The sequence below is a fragment of the Caldithrix abyssi DSM 13497 genome, from assembly GCF_001886815.1.
Classification (GTDB): Bacteria; Calditrichota; Calditrichia; order Calditrichales; family Calditrichaceae; genus Caldithrix; species Caldithrix abyssi.
This window is the reverse complement of the sequence record NZ_CP018099.1, coordinates 3,002,998-3,019,313: the sequence shown is the minus strand read 5'-3', so window position 1 is coordinate 3,019,313 and position 16,316 is coordinate 3,002,998. Positions and strand designations below refer to the sequence as shown.

General features: G+C 47.5%; 10 protein-coding genes, 3 tRNA genes and 1 other RNA gene. 11 read left to right on the top strand and 3 right to left on the bottom strand.

Going from position 1 to position 16,316, the window contains the following annotated elements; all coding sequences use genetic code 11:
- Positions 1–2: 2 nt before the first annotated feature.
- The 11 genes from Cabys_RS11780 to Cabys_RS11730 all read left to right on the top strand — a co-directional run bounded on the left by Cabys_RS11780 (position 3) and on the right by Cabys_RS11730 (position 10,493).
- A complete protein-coding gene (locus Cabys_RS11780; RefSeq protein WP_006930719.1) occupies positions 3–731 on the top strand; it encodes a pseudouridine synthase in 729 nt (242 codons plus the stop codon).
- Positions 715–2,418 (top strand): hypothetical protein, encoded by a 1,704-nt coding sequence (locus Cabys_RS11775; protein WP_006930718.1) that lies wholly within the window; start codon positions 715–717, stop codon positions 2,416–2,418. Before Cabys_RS11780 ends, Cabys_RS11775 begins: the two co-directional genes overlap by 17 nt.
- A 2-nt stretch (positions 2,419–2,420) precedes the next feature.
- Entirely contained in the window at positions 2,421–3,110 is a 690-nt protein-coding gene (cmk, locus tag Cabys_RS11770; RefSeq protein WP_006930717.1) for a (d)CMP kinase, read from the top strand.
- A 106-nt stretch (positions 3,111–3,216) separates the two neighbouring features.
- Positions 3,217–5,283, top strand: coding sequence for a 30S ribosomal protein S1 (gene rpsA, locus Cabys_RS11765; RefSeq protein WP_006930716.1), 2,067 nt, complete (start codon positions 3,217–3,219; stop codon positions 5,281–5,283).
- Positions 5,284–5,937: 654 nt separating this feature from the next.
- The gene (glgA, locus tag Cabys_RS11760; RefSeq protein WP_006930715.1) at positions 5,938–7,404 is read left to right on the top strand and encodes a glycogen synthase GlgA; all 1,467 of its coding nucleotides are present in this window, start codon (positions 5,938–5,940) and stop codon (positions 7,402–7,404) included.
- Positions 7,394–8,170: a TIGR01458 family HAD-type hydrolase gene (locus Cabys_RS11755; protein ID WP_006930714.1), complete on the top strand. Its 777-nt coding sequence runs from the start codon at positions 7,394–7,396 to the stop codon at positions 8,168–8,170. The genes glgA and Cabys_RS11755 overlap by 11 nt, the downstream gene beginning before the upstream one ends.
- An 87-nt stretch (positions 8,171–8,257) precedes the next feature.
- Entirely contained in the window at positions 8,258–8,635 is a 378-nt protein-coding gene (locus Cabys_RS11750) for a thiol-disulfide oxidoreductase DCC family protein (RefSeq protein ID WP_006930713.1), read from the top strand.
- Between the two features lie 195 nt (positions 8,636–8,830).
- Positions 8,831–9,217, top strand: a transfer-messenger RNA (tmRNA) gene (gene ssrA / locus Cabys_RS11745).
- A gap of 196 nt (positions 9,218–9,413) precedes the next feature.
- Positions 9,414–9,486 (top strand) — tRNA-Gly (locus tag Cabys_RS11740).
- Between the two features lie 32 nt (positions 9,487–9,518).
- Positions 9,519–9,591, top strand: a tRNA-Cys gene (locus Cabys_RS11735).
- Between the two features lie 816 nt (positions 9,592–10,407).
- A tRNA-Leu gene (locus Cabys_RS11730) sits at positions 10,408–10,493 on the top strand.
- A gap of 507 nt (positions 10,494–11,000) precedes the next feature.
- Here the strand turns inward: Cabys_RS11730 and Cabys_RS11720 are convergent.
- The 3 genes from Cabys_RS11720 to Cabys_RS11710 form a co-directional block, all read right to left on the bottom strand.
- Positions 11,001–14,039, bottom strand: coding sequence for an efflux RND transporter permease subunit (locus tag Cabys_RS11720; protein WP_006930712.1), 3,039 nt, complete (start codon positions 14,037–14,039; stop codon positions 11,001–11,003).
- Entirely contained in the window at positions 14,036–14,959 is a 924-nt protein-coding gene (locus Cabys_RS11715) for an efflux RND transporter periplasmic adaptor subunit (RefSeq protein WP_006930711.1), read from the bottom strand. Before Cabys_RS11715 ends, Cabys_RS11720 begins: the two co-directional genes overlap by 4 nt.
- A 96-nt stretch (positions 14,960–15,055) precedes the next feature.
- The gene (locus tag Cabys_RS11710; protein ID WP_006930710.1) at positions 15,056–16,315 is read right to left on the bottom strand and encodes a TolC family protein; all 1,260 of its coding nucleotides are present in this window, start codon (positions 16,313–16,315) and stop codon (positions 15,056–15,058) included.
- Position 16,316: the final 1 nt, after the last annotated feature.

The following is a 16,316-nucleotide window of genomic DNA, read 5'->3' as shown; positions in this document are numbered from 1 at the left end:
TTATGATGCGCTTGAACAAATTTTTAGCCCATGCAGGAATCGCTTCCAGAAGAAAATGCGATGATTTTATAAAAGCCGGCTTTGTTAAGGTCAACGGTAAAGTGGTTGATCGTGTTGGCGTGGTTATTGACGAAAAAAAAGATACCGTTACTTTTAAAGGAAAAATCGTAAAGCCGCGTAAAAGATTTGTTTACATCGTATTAAACAAGCCCAAAGGCGTGGTGACCACGGCCAGCGATCAGTTTAAGCGTAAAACAGTGCTGGATTTAATCGCCGTTCCGGAACGTATTTACCCCATCGGACGGCTGGACTACAACACAACGGGCGTACTTTTGTTAACCGACGACGGCGACCTGTCGCATCGTCTGCTGCATCCCAATTACAAGGTCGTCAAAGTGTATCGCGTTCTTTTAAACAGGGTCATTCGTCCCATCGATCTGCACCGCCTGCGAAACGGCATTGAACTGGATGGCAAAAAAACACAGCCCTGCAAAATAAGCGAGTTGAGGATTGTGGATAACGGCAGTTTGCTAGAGGTAGAGCTAACCGAAGGTCGCAACCGCCAGGTGCGGCGCATGTTCGAAACGTTGGATTATAAAGTCCGTGAGTTAGAGCGCATCTCTTTTGGGGGAATTACGGCCAGGGGCCTGGCTCCCGGCGAGTGGCGCTTTTTAACAAAAAAAGAAGTAAGCCTATTAAAGGAGAGAGTAGGTTATGGAAGTGAAAGGTAAAAAAGCGTTGATTTTAGGCGGCTGGGGGTTGGTCGGTTTGGCCGTCTGCAAAAAGATGATCGAAGAAAAACCGTCTGAGATGATCATTTTGTCGCTCTTAAAAGAGCAGGCCGAAGAAGCCGTACAGGTTTTGAAAAAGCTGGATCCCACCATCAAGTATGTGGCGGAATGGGGCAACATTTTTGTGCGGGATTCTTTAAAAGACCTCAATCGTCATGAAATACTCAACAATCCGCAACATCGGGCCGTGCTGATGCACGACGTGCTGGACGATTTAAATCAGGAAATTCTGGAACATTCTTTCCTTGCGCGGATAATTTCCAGACACAAGCCGGATATCATCGTCGATTGTGTAAATTCAGCCACGGCTCTGGCCTATCAGGATATTTTTACCAGCTCGATCGAAGTGCGAAAAATTCTGGAAAATGTAAAGCAATGTGAAAATCAGGAGGAGAGCGTTTCGGCCATCGAACGATTGCTGATCACGCAGTACACGCCGCAGCTCATTCGCCATATTCAGATTTTGTACGAGTCCATGAAAAAAGCGAAAACGAAAGTGTACGTAAAGATCGGCACCAGCGGCACGGGCGGCATGGGCCTGAATATTCCTTACACGCACAGCGAAGAAAAACCCTCGCGCATGTTGTTGAGCAAATCGGCCATTGCCGGCTCACATACGTTATTGTTGTGGCTGATGGCTCGTACGCCGGACGCGCCGATCACCAAAGAGATCAAGCCCACTGCAGCTATTGCCTGGAAAAAGATTGAGTACGGCGAAATCCGTAAGGGCGGAAAACCGGTGGAGCTCTATGACTGTCCGCCGGAAAAAGCCATTCCCCTTAAAGGCACCTTAAAACGCGAAATGCCCAAAGGACCGTGGAAACCATTAAACGACACGTTGAAAAAGGTTTACATCGACACCGGTGAAAACGGTATTTTTAGCTACGAAGAATTTACGGCCATTACCTCGCGCGGACAGATGGAATTTGTTACGCCCGAAGAAATTGCCAATGTGGTTCTGTGGGAGATCAAAGGCGGAAACACCGGGCACGATATCATTAACGCGCTGGATAACGCCACCATGGGGCCAACCTATCGGGCCGGCTATCTGCGGGGCAGCGCATTGCAAAAAATGCAGCGTTTGCAAAAAGAACACCAGTCGGACAGCGTAGCCTTTGAACTTTTAGGCCCGCCCAAATTGAGCAAATTGCTCTATGAAGCCTATTTGTTAAAACGCTGTAAATTTACCATGGACGAAGTGCTCAAACATAGTCCGGAATTTTTGTCAAGCTGCGCTGAAGAAATCATTAAAACAGATGAAAAACTAAGGGCCGAAATTCTTTCTATCGGTATTCCCATTTTAATGAGCGACGGCAAGCGATTGCTCCGCGGTCCGGAAATGAAAATTCCCGCATATCGGGGAAGCAACGAGCTGGAAGTTACGCCGGAAAACATCGAAAAATGGTCGGCGGAAGGCTGGATTGATCTGCGCCCGGCTAATTTTAAACTCTGGCAGGAACGCATCAAAAAAATCAAGGAAGAAATCGAGGCCATTCCCATTGACGACACCAGTTCGCAATACGATCGGGATCGGGAATACTGGAGCGAAACGGATGAAATCGAACCGGGCAAGATCGTTGGCTGGCTGTTTTTACAGGAAGAACAAGGCGTACGGATGAAGGATTGATGATGACGCAAAAAATACGCATTGCCATAGATGGCCCCGCTGCTTCGGGGAAAAGTACCACGGCCCGGCTTTTAGCTCAAAAGCTGGGCTACTTATATATCGATACGGGCGCCATGTACCGCGCCGCCACCCTTTCGGTTTTAAGAGCGGGGATTGATGTGCACGATGAGCAAGCCGTGGTGGATCATGTGCGAAACATCAAAATTTCTTTAAAAATTGTGGACGGCATTCAGCGCACATTTTTAAACGACGAAGACGTTAGCGATCAAATACGTACGCCGCAGATCAATCAGATCATCAGTGTTATCTCATCCTATCCTGGCGTGCGCGAAGTGTTGATCGAACAACAACGCGAACTGGCAAAAGAGGGCGGGGTTGTGATGGACGGTCGGGATATTGGCACCGTGGTGCTGCCCGACGCCGAATTAAAAGTCTTTTTAGTGGCCAGCATTAAAGAGCGCGCCCGGCGTCGCCAGTTGGACCTGGAACGCCAGGGTATTAAAATGGACCTAAAAGCCATCGAACAAGAAATTAAGCAGCGGGATAAATTGGATTCCAGCCGCGCCCAATCGCCTTTAAAAAAAGCGGACGACGCCCGCGAACTGGATACCACCAATTTGACCATTAAAGAACAGGTGGAAATCATCTACCGCTGGGCGCTGGAAAAGATTGAAAAAGGGGCAGCGAAATAAAAAAATTTTGTGTTTGCCTGGCTCATATATTAAATTTGAAGGCTTTATTAAATAACATTAACGGGCTTATGCCCAAAAACAATTATTAACGGAGGTATGAATTTTTATGACTGAAGAAAAAAAAGAACCAACAACCCCAAACCCATCTCAAGAACAGGCTACCGAAGAGATGGCCAACCAGACAACAACATCAAACGATCAACCCCAGGATCAAAAAGATCAAACCACTGATGATCAGTTTACAGAAGAAGTTGTTAAATTAGAAGATCTGGAAGAGGAAATGGAATATTCCCCGGCCGAAATGGAGACGTTAACACGTCTTTACAATCAGACGCTGGATGAATTGAAAGAAGGCGAAGTGGTAACGGGCCGGGTGCTGTCGATTACGGATAACGACGTAATCGTGGACGTCGGTTTTAAATCTGAAGGCATTATTCCCAAAGAAGAATTTGACAATATTGAAGAGTTAAAACCCGGCGATGAAATTGAAGTTTATGTGGATGAACTGGATAACGGCGAAGGCATGGTTGCCCTTTCGCGCCGTCGTGCCGATTTTATTAAAAACTGGGAAAGACTGATTGAAAAATACGAAAATGACGAGGTCATTCCTGGAACCATTACGCGCCGTATTAAGGGCGGTATGGTGGTTAATTTGATGGGCGTGGACGCCTTTTTGCCCGGCTCGCAGATCGATGTGAAGCCGATTCGCGATTTTGACGCCCTGATTGGTAAACAGATGAATTTCAAAATCGTTAAAGTCAATCGCGCGCGGAAAAATATCGTGGTCTCTTCCCGCGCTCTCATCGAAAAAGAGCTGGAAGGCAAACGCAAAGAAATTTTGGAAACGCTGGAAAAAGGACAGGTGCGCAAAGGCATCGTCAAAAACATCACCGACTTTGGCGTGTTCATCGATCTGGGCGGTGTGGACGGCTTGCTGCACATCACCGATTTGAGCTGGGGACGCGTCAACCATCCATCCGAACTGGTTAAATTGGACCAGGAACTGGAAGTAATGGTTCTGGATTTCAATGAAAATAAAGATCGTATTTCTCTTGGTCTTAAACAATTGCAACCGCATCCCTGGGACAATGTGCAGGACAAATATCCGGTTAACAGCATTGTAAAAGGCCGCGTGGTCAGCATTACCGATTACGGCGCATTTGTCGAGCTGGAAAAGGGCATCGAAGGCCTGATCCATATTTCGGAAATGTCCTGGTCGCAGCATATTAAACATCCCAGCCAGATTTTAACCGTAGGGCAGGAAGTGGAAGCGGTTGTATTGAATGTGGAACCGGAGCAGAAAAAGATTTCGCTGGGCTTAAAACAACTGGAACCGGATCCATGGGAAAACATCGAAGAACGCTATCCGGTTGGTTCGATCCACAAAGGCATTGTGCGCAATATTACGCAGTTTGGCGTTTTTGTGGAACTGGAAGAAGGCATTGACGGCCTGGTGCATATTTCTGATCTTTCCTGGACGCGTAAAATTCAGCATCCAAGCGAAGTGGTGAAAAAGAACGATGAGATCGAAGTTAAAGTGCTGGGCATTAATCGCGAAGAACGGCGCATTGCACTGGGGCACAAACAGATCGAACCGAATCCCTGGGATAGCTTTGAAGAAGTTTACAAAGAAGGCTCCGAAGTCGAAGGGAAAATCTCGCGCTTTGTGGATAAAGGCGTGGTCGTAACCCTGCCTCATGGCGTAGACGGCTTTATTCCCAATCATCACATCCCGACGCCTAAAGGTAAAAAACCGTCCGATGTTTACGAAGTGGGCGCTGAAATTAAGGCCAAAGTGCTCGAGTTTGACAAGGAAAACAAGAAAATCGTTCTTTCCGTTGTCAATTATTTCCGCGATCGCGAGCGTAAAGAATATGAAGAGTATCTGGCCAAACAGGGCCTTCCCGGAACCACGGTTGAAGAGATAATCAAATCCAGGCCGATCGGTAGAACGGAAGAGAAAAAGGAAGAAAAGAAAAAGGCGCCGGAAAAAGCCGAAAAAGAAGAAGCCGAGGTCAAAGAAGAGCCTAAAGCTGAACCTGAAGCGGCTGAAGAACCAAAAGCAGAAGAAACAAAGGCTGAAGAAAGCGCGCCAGAACCGGAAAAAACAGACGACGCTGCAGAAGAAAAAGCTGAAGCCGAGGCTAAAGAAGAGGAAAAGAAAAACGAATAAAATTTGTTTTTCTGATTGATCGTAAAAGGCTGCTCCAAGTGCGGGGCGGCCTTTTTTTTTGTGGCGCCGCTCTGTTGAAGGGGATAGACTTGAATATGGTTAGGATACTTTCTCTGGAAGACCTAGTCCCGCCCTGGCGGGCTTTGGAAATTTTTGTGCTGCTGGATTGGTTGCATGGTTGATTGGTTGAATGGTTGAATGGTTGAATGGTCGCCGGCTGTCATGCCGAATACCCGCCATGACGCTATGCGAAGATTTTTATGCCGTTTTAAAAACTCATCCCCCTACCTGGGGCTGTCCCAAAAGTCAAAGACAATGTATTTTTATAAAGTTTTTCTTTCCCTCACCCCCTTTAATTCCCCCTCTCCCGACTTCGGGAGAGGGGGAAAGGGGGTGGGGGCTATTGTAAACTTTTCTCTATTTTATGCATATATATACATATGATGTCACTTTTGAGACACCCTCGGTAGGGGGATGAGTTTAAAAATTTTCACACGCTAAGGCACTAGATCTTTCGAAGGAAGTATCCTAACCCTCTAAACTCCTAAACTCCTAAACTCTTATCCTGGTGATTCAACCGTTTCTCCCTTGATTTTTATGCAAAAAATAAATACACTATCTGCGTTGTAATGCCGTTATGGGAAAGGGATTCGTTTGCGTATTTGTTTGGTTTCTGCAGAAATTGCGCCTTTTGCTAAAATGGGCGGTCTGGGCGATGTTAGCGCGGCCCTGGGTAAATATCTCGCTAAAAACGGGCATGATGTACGTTTGGTGATGCCTTTTTACGATACCATCGATGCGCGGGAGTTGAATATCCGGCCTGTTGTCAGAGCCAGGCATATCCTGCTTAAAATGGGCGACAAAACGTATGAGTTGGATTTTTTTAAAACTCAATTGCCTGGGGCTAATGCTGATGTTTATCTGGTCGGTTGCCCCCTTTTGTACGAGCGCGGCGCCGTTTACACCACCGATGGCGATGAATATCTGCGTTTCGCCGTGCTGACGCGGGCAGCCATTGAATTGTGCAAACGACTGAACTGGGCGCCGGATATTTTTCACGCCAACGACTGGCATACGGCCCTGTTGCCGATTTACATAAAAACCATTTACGGTTATGATAAAATATTTCAAAAGAGCAAAACCGTTTTAACGCTGCACAACATCGGCTATCAGGGCATTTTTCCGGCTGAAACCGTAAACGATCTTTCTTTAAGCGCGTTTTACTTCTGGTTCGATAGTCAGGACCTGTATCATGGAAGAATCAATTTTTTGAAAAACGGCATCCGGCATGCGCATAAAATAACCACCGTCAGCCCCACCTATGCCAGAGAAATTCAAACAGAGACCTACGGAGCCGGACTGGAGAAGTTGTTGCGGCAACGGGCAAACGATTTATTGGGCATTTTGAATGGCGTGGATTACCAGGAGTGGAATCCGGAAACGGATGTGTTTATTCCCTTTCACTATTCGATTAAAAATCTTTCGGGCAAGAAAAAGAACAAAGAAGCGCTGTTGAAAAAGGCCGGTTTAGCGACACGCTGGCTGCAGCAACCGATGGTTTCGATGATCAGTCGGCTGGTTGAGCAAAAAGGAATCGATCTTTTAATGGGGGCAATGGAAGGCCTTTTGCGGCGCTTCGAATTCAGTTTGGTGGTGCTGGGAAGCGGCGCAATTCGTTATGAACAATTCTTTTTTTCTTTACAGGAACGATTCCCTGAGCGCGTTAAATTTTTTCGTGGATATGATTACGCCCTGTCTCACCTGATCGAGGCGGGGGCGGATATCTTTTTAATGCCTTCGCTTTACGAACCGTGCGGCCTGAATCAGATTTACAGTTTAAAATATGGGACGGTGCCGGTGGTGCGTAAAACCGGGGGCTTGGCAGATACTGTAACGCTTTACGATTGGCAAAAGCAAACGGGCGACGGCTTTGTGTTTGAGCACTACAATACCGAAAGCTTTACATGGGCTGTAGAGTATGCGTTAACCACTTTTGAACACAAAACGGCCTGGCGAAAAATCATGATAAACGGCATGAAAAAAGATTTTTCCTGGGAAAAACAGATCAAAGAATATGAAAAACTGTATGAAAATTTAATGCAGGCAAACGATGAAGATTAAAGGATTGTTGATCGATCTTGATGGCGTGGTTTACAACGATTCGCAGCCCATTGCCGGCGCCAATGAGACCATTCGCTGGCTGATGCATCGGAACATTCCCTTTCGCTTTGTTACCAACACCACCATGAAACATCGATCGACCCTGGTAAAAAAGTTGAATTCAATGGGCATTAACATCTCAGCGGATGTACTGTTTTCAGCCGCCTATGCCGCGGCGCAGTATCTGAAACAATTTGCGAAGCATCGCGCCATGCTGTTGTTGACCGGGGACGCAAAACGTGAATTTGAAGGCATTGAAGAGGACGAGCGGGATGTGGATTTTGTGGTGCTGGGCGATATGGGAGACGATTTTACGCTGGAGAAGATAAACCGGGCCTTTAATTGCTTGATGAGCGGTGCGCAATTGATCGCCCTGCAAAAAAACCGCTTCTGGCTCAGCGATCAGGGGTATCGCATCGATGCCGGAGCCTTTGTGGCCATGCTTGAGTATGCCGCCAACGTGGAAAGCATATTGATCGGCAAACCGTCTGCGCGCTTTTTCCAACTGGCCCTTGACGATCTAAAATTAGCAGGGGAAGAGGTGTTGATGATCGGCGATGACGTGGAGTCAGATATCATGGGCGCCCAGCGCCTGGGCATAAGCACCTGCCTGGTAAAAACGGGAAAATTTCGCCAGCAAGATGTGGATCGGGCTGAAGTAAAACCGGATCACATCATCGAATCCATTGCAAGGCTGCCCGCCTTGTTGCAAGATGCAGGGCTTTAAGTGAGGGAGTATGGATACTTGAAGAAATTTTCCGAAGGGATTTTCCGTTTTGTATTGTAAGTTGTACAACATGGGAGTCCCTGCATCTTGAAAACAAACCGCAAGCGTATCAAAATAATCTATGATGATGATTGTCCGTTTTGTTTACGCAGTGCGGCATTGCTCCGGCAGCTGGATCGAAAGGGACGGTTTGTTTTTTTGAAAGAATCAGGGGCAGACGCCCGCCGGCTGTTAAAAGGACAATCTTTCGAAGATTTTAATTCCATGGTTGTCATATATGAAGGTCAATGGTACCGAAAGGGGAGGGCTGTACGACAGATTGGGCGGGTACTTGGGCTTGGATGGGCGGCCGACTTATTGCCTTTAGCTGTTCTGGATTTTGTTTACCAATTCATTGCTAATAGAAGATTTGTTTTTTCGAAATTGTTGTTTGCCACGCAAAACTGTAGTTGTAGTAAAGGATAATTTTTTTCTATATTCGGGAACCAAATTTGATTTAGAATGTTTACTAACTGATTTGCAGAAAACATTTGCGTGGTGAGTAACTATGCATTAAATTTCACAAAAAAATGGAGAAGGTGACTTCCCCCCTTGTAAAAAAAGGCTTTCCCCCGGCCTTCACAAGGTCACCTTCTCTCTTTTTCGGAATCTAATAAATATGGGGACGATTCAGGATTCGACGGGCATGAGAAGGGTATGAACTGCAACCCGGGCTTTGACCATCCCGTCCCGTAAGGGATCCCGGTTATCGGGATAAAACTGGTCAGGCAAAAATAAATGCCAACAATAATTACGCACTGGCAGCTTAATTAACGCTGCCACGCTGCTTCGCCTCCAATCCACCGGGGGTGAAGTAAGCGTCGTTTTTGGGTGGATGGTGAAGATGGCGTCGCCCGGAAGCCATCGACACCTAACATAACCGGGCTGGTCTGCTAACAGGCAAGCTGGTTGGCCAGTTAGCAGACGAGAATAAACAACCAGCTATGGTTGTAGAAGTTCATACTGGTCCATGTCCGGACCCGGGTTCGACTCCCGGCGTCTCCACTAATTATGATGGAAATAATTTTTTTAGTGATTCTGGTGTTTGCGTTTATCTTTTTTTTATTTTACAGTCGTCGTGAGGGTCGTCGATTACATGAGGCGCAACGACGTCTAAAAAATAAAATTAAAGATCATTATCGTTAAAAAAAAATTTGACATGAATTTTAAGATTTGGTAAAATTGTGTCTATTAAAAAATGAAAGCGAGAGTAGCTCAGTTGGTAGAGCACAACCTTGCCAAGGTTGGGGTCGCGGGTTCGAGTCCCGTCTCTCGCTCATTTTTTTTGCCTGAAAGGGCTTTTTTTTAAGGCGACGTACCCAAGTGGCTAAGGGAGAGGTCTGCAAAACCTCGATTCGCCGGTTCGAATCCGGCCGTCGCCTCGAAGTTTAAATCATTTGATTGTTCTTTTACAAGATTTCTGGCGATGTGCGCAAGTTGTTAAGTAAGCGATCTGCAATCCCGCCATTGCGGGACGAATCCGGCCGTCGCCTCGAAATTTAAATCATGTGATTGTTCTTTTACAAGATTTCTGGCGATGTGCGCAAGTTGTTAAGTAAGGGATCTGCAATCCCGCCATTGCGGGACGAATCCGGCCGTCGCCTCGAAATTTAAATCATGTGAATGTTCTTTTACAAGATTTCTGGCGATGTGCGCAAGTTGTTAAGTAAGGGATCTGCAATCCCGCCATTGCGGGACGAATCCGGCCGTCGCCTCGAAATTTAAATCATGTGATTGTTCTTTTACAAGATTTCTGGCGATGTGCGTAAGTTGTTAAGTAAGTGATCTGCAATCCCGCCATTGCGGGACGAATCCGGCCGTCGCCTCGAAGTTTAAATCATTTGATTGTTCTTTTACAAGATTTCTGGCGATGTGCACAAGTTGTTAAGTAAGCGATCTGCAATCCCGCCATTGCGGGACGAATCCGGCCGTCGCCTCGAAATTTAAATCATTTGATTGTTCTTTTACAAGATTTCTGGCGATGTGCGCAAGTTGTTAAGTAAGTGATCTGCAATCCCGCCATTGCGGGACGAATCCGGCCGTCGCCTCGAAATTTAAATCATGTGACTGTTCTTTTACAAGATTTCTGGCGATGTGGGCAAGTTGTTAAGTAAGCGATCTGCAATCCCGCCATTGCGGGACGAATCCCGCCGCTGAGATTCGGATTCGATCGTTGCTTAAATAGAGAGTTTAAGAGTGCCGAGGTGGTGGAACTGGCAGACACAAGGGACTTAAAATCCCTTGCCCCTTTTGGGGCGTGCGGGTTCAAGTCCCGCCCTCGGCACAATAAAATCAAGGGCTTACAGAAAATCATAAAATTCTGTAAGCCCTTACTTTTTTTGTATTGTGCCCAAATTGTGTACCATTCAAAAAGCCTTACGTCCGTCCTCAAGTTTAATGGAATTTTCCGATAAAAACATTTTTCTTTCATGAATTTTACTGCACGCAGATTGCGCAGATAAGCGCAGAAAGGAATAAAAATGATTACTCCGTTTGTTCAAGAAAGACCATTGAAATTTGGCAGAAAAAAAAGGACGCGGATGTACGCTGATTAAACGGATTGACACGGATCGGTAATAAAATCCGTGTCAATACTCGTGCTAATAAGTTGATTTTTTTTTGATTCCTCTATTACCTTAGTAAAAAAAATCTGCGTAAAACAGCGCCATCTGCGAGGAACGAATTCCTTCATCATTGGAAACGAGAGAACAAATTCAGGCCGCCCTTTCCCACTCAACCAACAGACCCTTACACTCATATCCCTTTCCCATATCCCTCTAAACCCGCTGCTTCACTTGCTGCTGGACGGGCGGTTGACGATCCAGTACATGCCTGGAATCAAAAACAACGAAAGTGCCACGCTCAAACTCATCCCGCCGATCATGGAAACAGCCAGCGGCTGCAGCATTTCCGATCCTTCTCCAAGGGCCAGCGCAAGCGGTAAAAACCCGAATATCGTGGAAAGCGTGGTCATTAAAATAGGACGCAAACGTACCTGGCCGGCCTTCAATAACGCGCGGGCCACGTCAGGCGTTTCCTTCAAAAACTTTTCCGCATAATCGATAAACAGAATGCCGTTGTTCACCACCACGCCGATGATCATAATCATGCCCATAAAAGCTGAAATATCCAATGGAATTCCGGTAATCAATAATAGAACAAACACACCGCTGACCGAAAGCGCCGTGCCCAGCAAAATGACAGCCGCTGTACGAAAAGATTTGAATTCAAACAGCAGGATGGTGTAAACCAGAAGGGCGCCAAAAAGTAAGATCAAAATTAATTCACGAAAGGCGCGTTGTTGGCTTTCGTACTGGCCGCCGATTCGAATGGTAACGCCCGGCGGCAGGAGAATGCGATTTAACATGGTTTTTACATCGCCAATGACACTGCCAAGATCACGCCCCGAAATATGGGCTTTAACATTGACCACCTGCACCAGATTTTCATGATCGATATCGGTTTTACCGGGAACCTTCTCGATGTGAGCCAACTCCTGCAATTCCACCACGCGGTCAATCCTGGCCAGGTAAAGCGGCAGGCGACGAATTTTTTCCATGTGGTTAAAATCCGTTTTTGGGTAGCGAATGCGAACCGGGATCACTTTTAGGCCCTGCATCATGGTGGTGGCCACCTCTCCCCATAAGGCAAAACGGATGGCATTCTGCACTTCGTCCACCGTCAGGCCAAAACGCCCAACGGCTTCGGGGCTCACGCGAATGGTCAGCTCCGGTTCACCGCGGGAAAAGCCCCTGTACACATCCACGGCGCCATCGACCTGCTTTAAAGAGTCGGCAATGCGGGCGGCCACCTCCTGAATCAGACGTAAATTCTTACCAAAAACTTTGATGACAATGGGTGCAATCTCGCCGGAAAGATCATTTAAACGATCGGGCAGCACCTGGAACAATTCCGGCTCCAGCCGCGGTTCATGCCTGGCGTCAAATTCACGAATCATGTCCATAATCTCAAAAGAAGAAAGCTTGTGGCCTTTTTTTAGATTGATCACAAAATCACCGTCGTTGGCATGCGTGCGCGGATGGGCCAGACTGCGGCCGGTTCGTAAAGAATAGGCTTCAACATCCGGAAGACTCATGATGAATTGGGCCACGCTTTTAAGCATGCTTTTAGTGCCTTCAATGGAACTGCCGGGCGGCGCAAGGTAATCATGTACAATGGTGCCCTCGTCCCATTCCGGCAAAAAACCGGAAGGGATGCGCAGGTATGAAGTGACGGCAATGAGGCCCAGCAGAGCGATGAACAACACTGTTGCCACCGGACGTCGCAAAAGAAAACGCAAACCTCTTTGTTGAACGGCAATGATTTGCGGAAGAAAACGGCCGGGCTTTTTAGGCCTGGTCGAAATGAAGATCACGGCCAGGGCCGGCGTTAAAAAAACCGCCAGCAGCATGGAAACAAAAATGGCAATGGACAGGGTGGAAGCCAGTGCGCGGAAGAAAATTCCCGGCACGCCAGTTAAAAAAATCAACGGAATAAAAACAACCAGCGTGGTGAGTGTGGCGCCCAGTAAAGGGGGGATGATTTCACCGGTGGCCAGAATAACCGCCTCTTTTTTGGGCTTTCCCTGTTCCAGGTAGCGTTCTATGTTCTCAACCACCACAATGGCATTATCCACCAAAATGCCAATGGAAGCTGCCAGGCCGCCCAGGCTCATCAAATTGAGATTCATGCCAAACAGTTTGATGAAAATAAAGGTGATTAACAGGGCAATGGGGATGATGACCGCCGTCAGCAGGGTGATGCGCAGACGTTTCAAAAATAACAGTAAGATGATCATGGTCAGCAGGGCGCCTAACAAAATGGCGTCTCGCACGCTGCGGATGGAACGCTTGATGAAGTCGGTCATGTCGTACCACTTTTGCACATGAACATCTGGCGGTAGCACGCGCGCTAATTCCTGCCACCGTTGTTCAACCTGATTCATAATGGCCACGGCATTGGTTTTAGGCTGTTTAATGATGGTCACCAGAACAGCCGGTTTTAAATTGCTTTCGCAGGCGATAAACGTTTCTTTAACCGCCGGCTCCACCGTGGCAATCTGAGCCAGAGTTACGGGCGTTTGATCACGGTAAGCTACAATGGTCTTTTTAATGTCGTCCAGGTTCAAAAAGCGATTGTCCGCAATATTCAAATAGAGTTTATGGGTTTCGTTTAATCTGCCAACAAAACTTAAACGATTGGTTTTTTGCAAGGCCGCTTTAATTTGTCGGTAATCCAGGCGAAAGGCCGCCAATTTTTGCGGATCGATGTTTACCCAGTATTCTCGCTGGTGGCCGCCCATGACTTCAATATTAAAAATGCCGGGAATGCTGGCCAGTTGCGGCCGAATGGTGTAAATTGCCAGATCGCGCAACTGGAGCAGGTCTAATTTATCAGACGTTAGACTGTAGCCTGCCACGGGATAAGTGCTGGTGGTAAAACGGCGCACTTCAAGCTGGATGCCCGGCGGCAATTCGTGCTGGATGCCGCTAACGGCCGCCTGAACTAACTGGTAGGCGCGGAACATATCCTGATCCCATTGAAAATCGACATTGATTTCCGCCGAGCCTCGACTGATGGTAGCGCGCACATTTCGAACGCCTTCTACCATCATCACGGCTTCTTCGATTGGTTTGGCGATTTCCATTTCTACCTCTTTAAGTGGCGCCAGACCGTAATCGGCAATAACCATAATGCGCGGAAAAGTGGCGTCCGGAAAAACGCCTTCGGGAATCTGGTAAATCAAGTAAAAACCGATGACCGCCAGAAATAGAGCGCTAAAAACTAAGGCGCGTTTATTCTCTACCGAAAAACGTGAAAGCCCTTTCATTCCACTACCACCTCCATACCATCGGTCAGAGAATAGGCTTTTTGCGTGGCCACCCTTTCGCCTTCTTTCAGGCCGGCAAGCACTTCGATGCGCCGATCGTCTTTGATGCCAATCTTTAGAACACGTTCTTCAACGATGTTATTTTTAACCACAAATGCCGAGTAGAGGCCCTCGTGTTCTAAGAGCGCGCTGCGGGGAATGGTAAGGACGTTGCGGTGGCGTTCCCCGGGAAAAAACATCCGCACGATCATGCCCGGCCGAAATAAGCCATCCGGATTGGGAAGCGTAAGGCGGATGGCAACGGTCTGTTTTTGGCGATCCACGCCGCCGGCAACCGCTGCCACTTTTAAGGCCATATCCGGATGAGGGAAATCAATAAAATGCACCTGAATTTCTTTTAAATGTCGGGCCTGGGGCAAAGCCTTTAAAGGCAGATCGCCGTACACATCCAGTATGCTTAAATCGCCAATGTGTACAATGGCTTCGCCTTTTTGTAAAACATCGCCGTTGTGGCGGAATACTTTTAACACGGAACCGGCAAGGGGGCTGGTCAACGGAATGGTTTTGATTTGCTTTAAAAGCAGGGGGCGCAGTCGAGCATCCATTTGCGGCAAAACCTGCAAAAGCGCTTCGCGCTGCGGTGGAATAATTTCACCAATCTTTTGCTCTTTGGCAACCTGATCGCCCGGGAGTAAAGAAAAACCGCTTAAGCGTCCGTCGAATTGGGAAGCCAGAAGAGATTCGTATCGCAAACTCACGCGCCCGTAAAAACGCACGGTGTCCGCCATATCGGCCCTGCTAACCGTTGCGGTTTTAATGCGCAGCTTTCCGTCAGCGCCGCCGGGCAGCGTATCATTATGTTGGCTGCAAGCCAGTAATAGAGTGAAAAACATCAAAACAATTAAACGGCTGTTCTTCATAAATTCCTTGCTTTTATGGTGTTAATTGTTTTTTTTCTTGTTATTTAATGCCTTTCCCCGCATCCAAGCACTTCACCATTTTGCCATATTGCCTTTTTACCACGCCTGCAATTTTTCCGGCTGATTGGTGACCAGGTAGAACTGCGCCAGTTGAGCGGCATAATCCAGTTGCGTATTGCGCAGGGCAATTTGCGATGCGGTGAATTGTTCCTGGATCGTTAAAAATTCCAGATTGGTAATTAAACCGGCTTTGTATTGAGTTCGTGCCATTTGCACCATCTGTTCAGTTTTTTTGACGCGCTGCTGTTGAAGCTGTAAAATGCGTTTCAATTTTTTTAGTTCTGTCAGCGCTCTTTGGGCTTCAATGCGCAGCTGGCGTAAGGCCGCCGATTGTTCGCTGCGTATCGTTTTAAATACCATTTGCCTTTTTTGGCGGGCAATTTGACTTCGGTTCCATTGGAACAAAGGGAAACGAATGCCAGCGCTGGCCAGCCAGTAATTGCCGTCGCCAGTGGGATCGCCATCCTGAACAAAACCAAAACTCACCTGCAGGCGCGGTAATTGCGAGGCGCGAACGGCTTTTTGGGTCAGACGGGCGGCTTCCACTTTAAATTGTAACATGCGCCACAGGGGATGGTTTTTTAACCGTTCTTCATCAAAAACAGGCAGGGGCGTGTTGGCGATTTGCGCGCTGTTGAGCGGAAGCTGGCGCAAACTGTCTGCGGCAGAGCGTCCGATGATGAGGGCCAGCTCGTTGAGCAGCAAGCGGCGCCTGCTCAGCGTTTTTTCCATTTCTTCTTTTAGTTCCAGGATTTCCGCCTCCGTTTGCAGCACATCTAACTCATTTTTGGAGCCGGATTGCCACAGGGCGCGGGTTATTTTTTCGTGCAGCTGTAAATTGTGCAATCGCTGTTTTAGAAGTGCGTTGACTTCTTTTTGCTTCAGGGCTTCGATGAACAGCAAAACCGTACGCCGCGCCACGGCCAGGCGTTGCCCTTCTACCGCCTGGCCGGCAGCAATAGCGCGCTTTTGGGCGATGTTTTGCGTTTTAAGAAGAAAATCTCCTAAAGCCCAATCGGCCTGCAGCAAAGACCATTGCCTACTAAAACCGTAGGGCGTGAGCTGCTCGCGCTCGTAAGATAACAATCCGAAAAACTGAGGTAAATTTCCCGCCTTTTTTAAGGCGTAATCTTTCCGGGCTGACTGAGAACGAAATTCGCTCGCCCGCAGCTGGTAGCTGGCCTGTACGGCCTGCTTTACGCACTCTGCCAGCGAAAGCGTCTGAGATAAAAGCAAAGTCGGAAACAGCAGAAACAGACAAACGAAAAGAAGCCGCCTACCACGCCTTTGAATCATA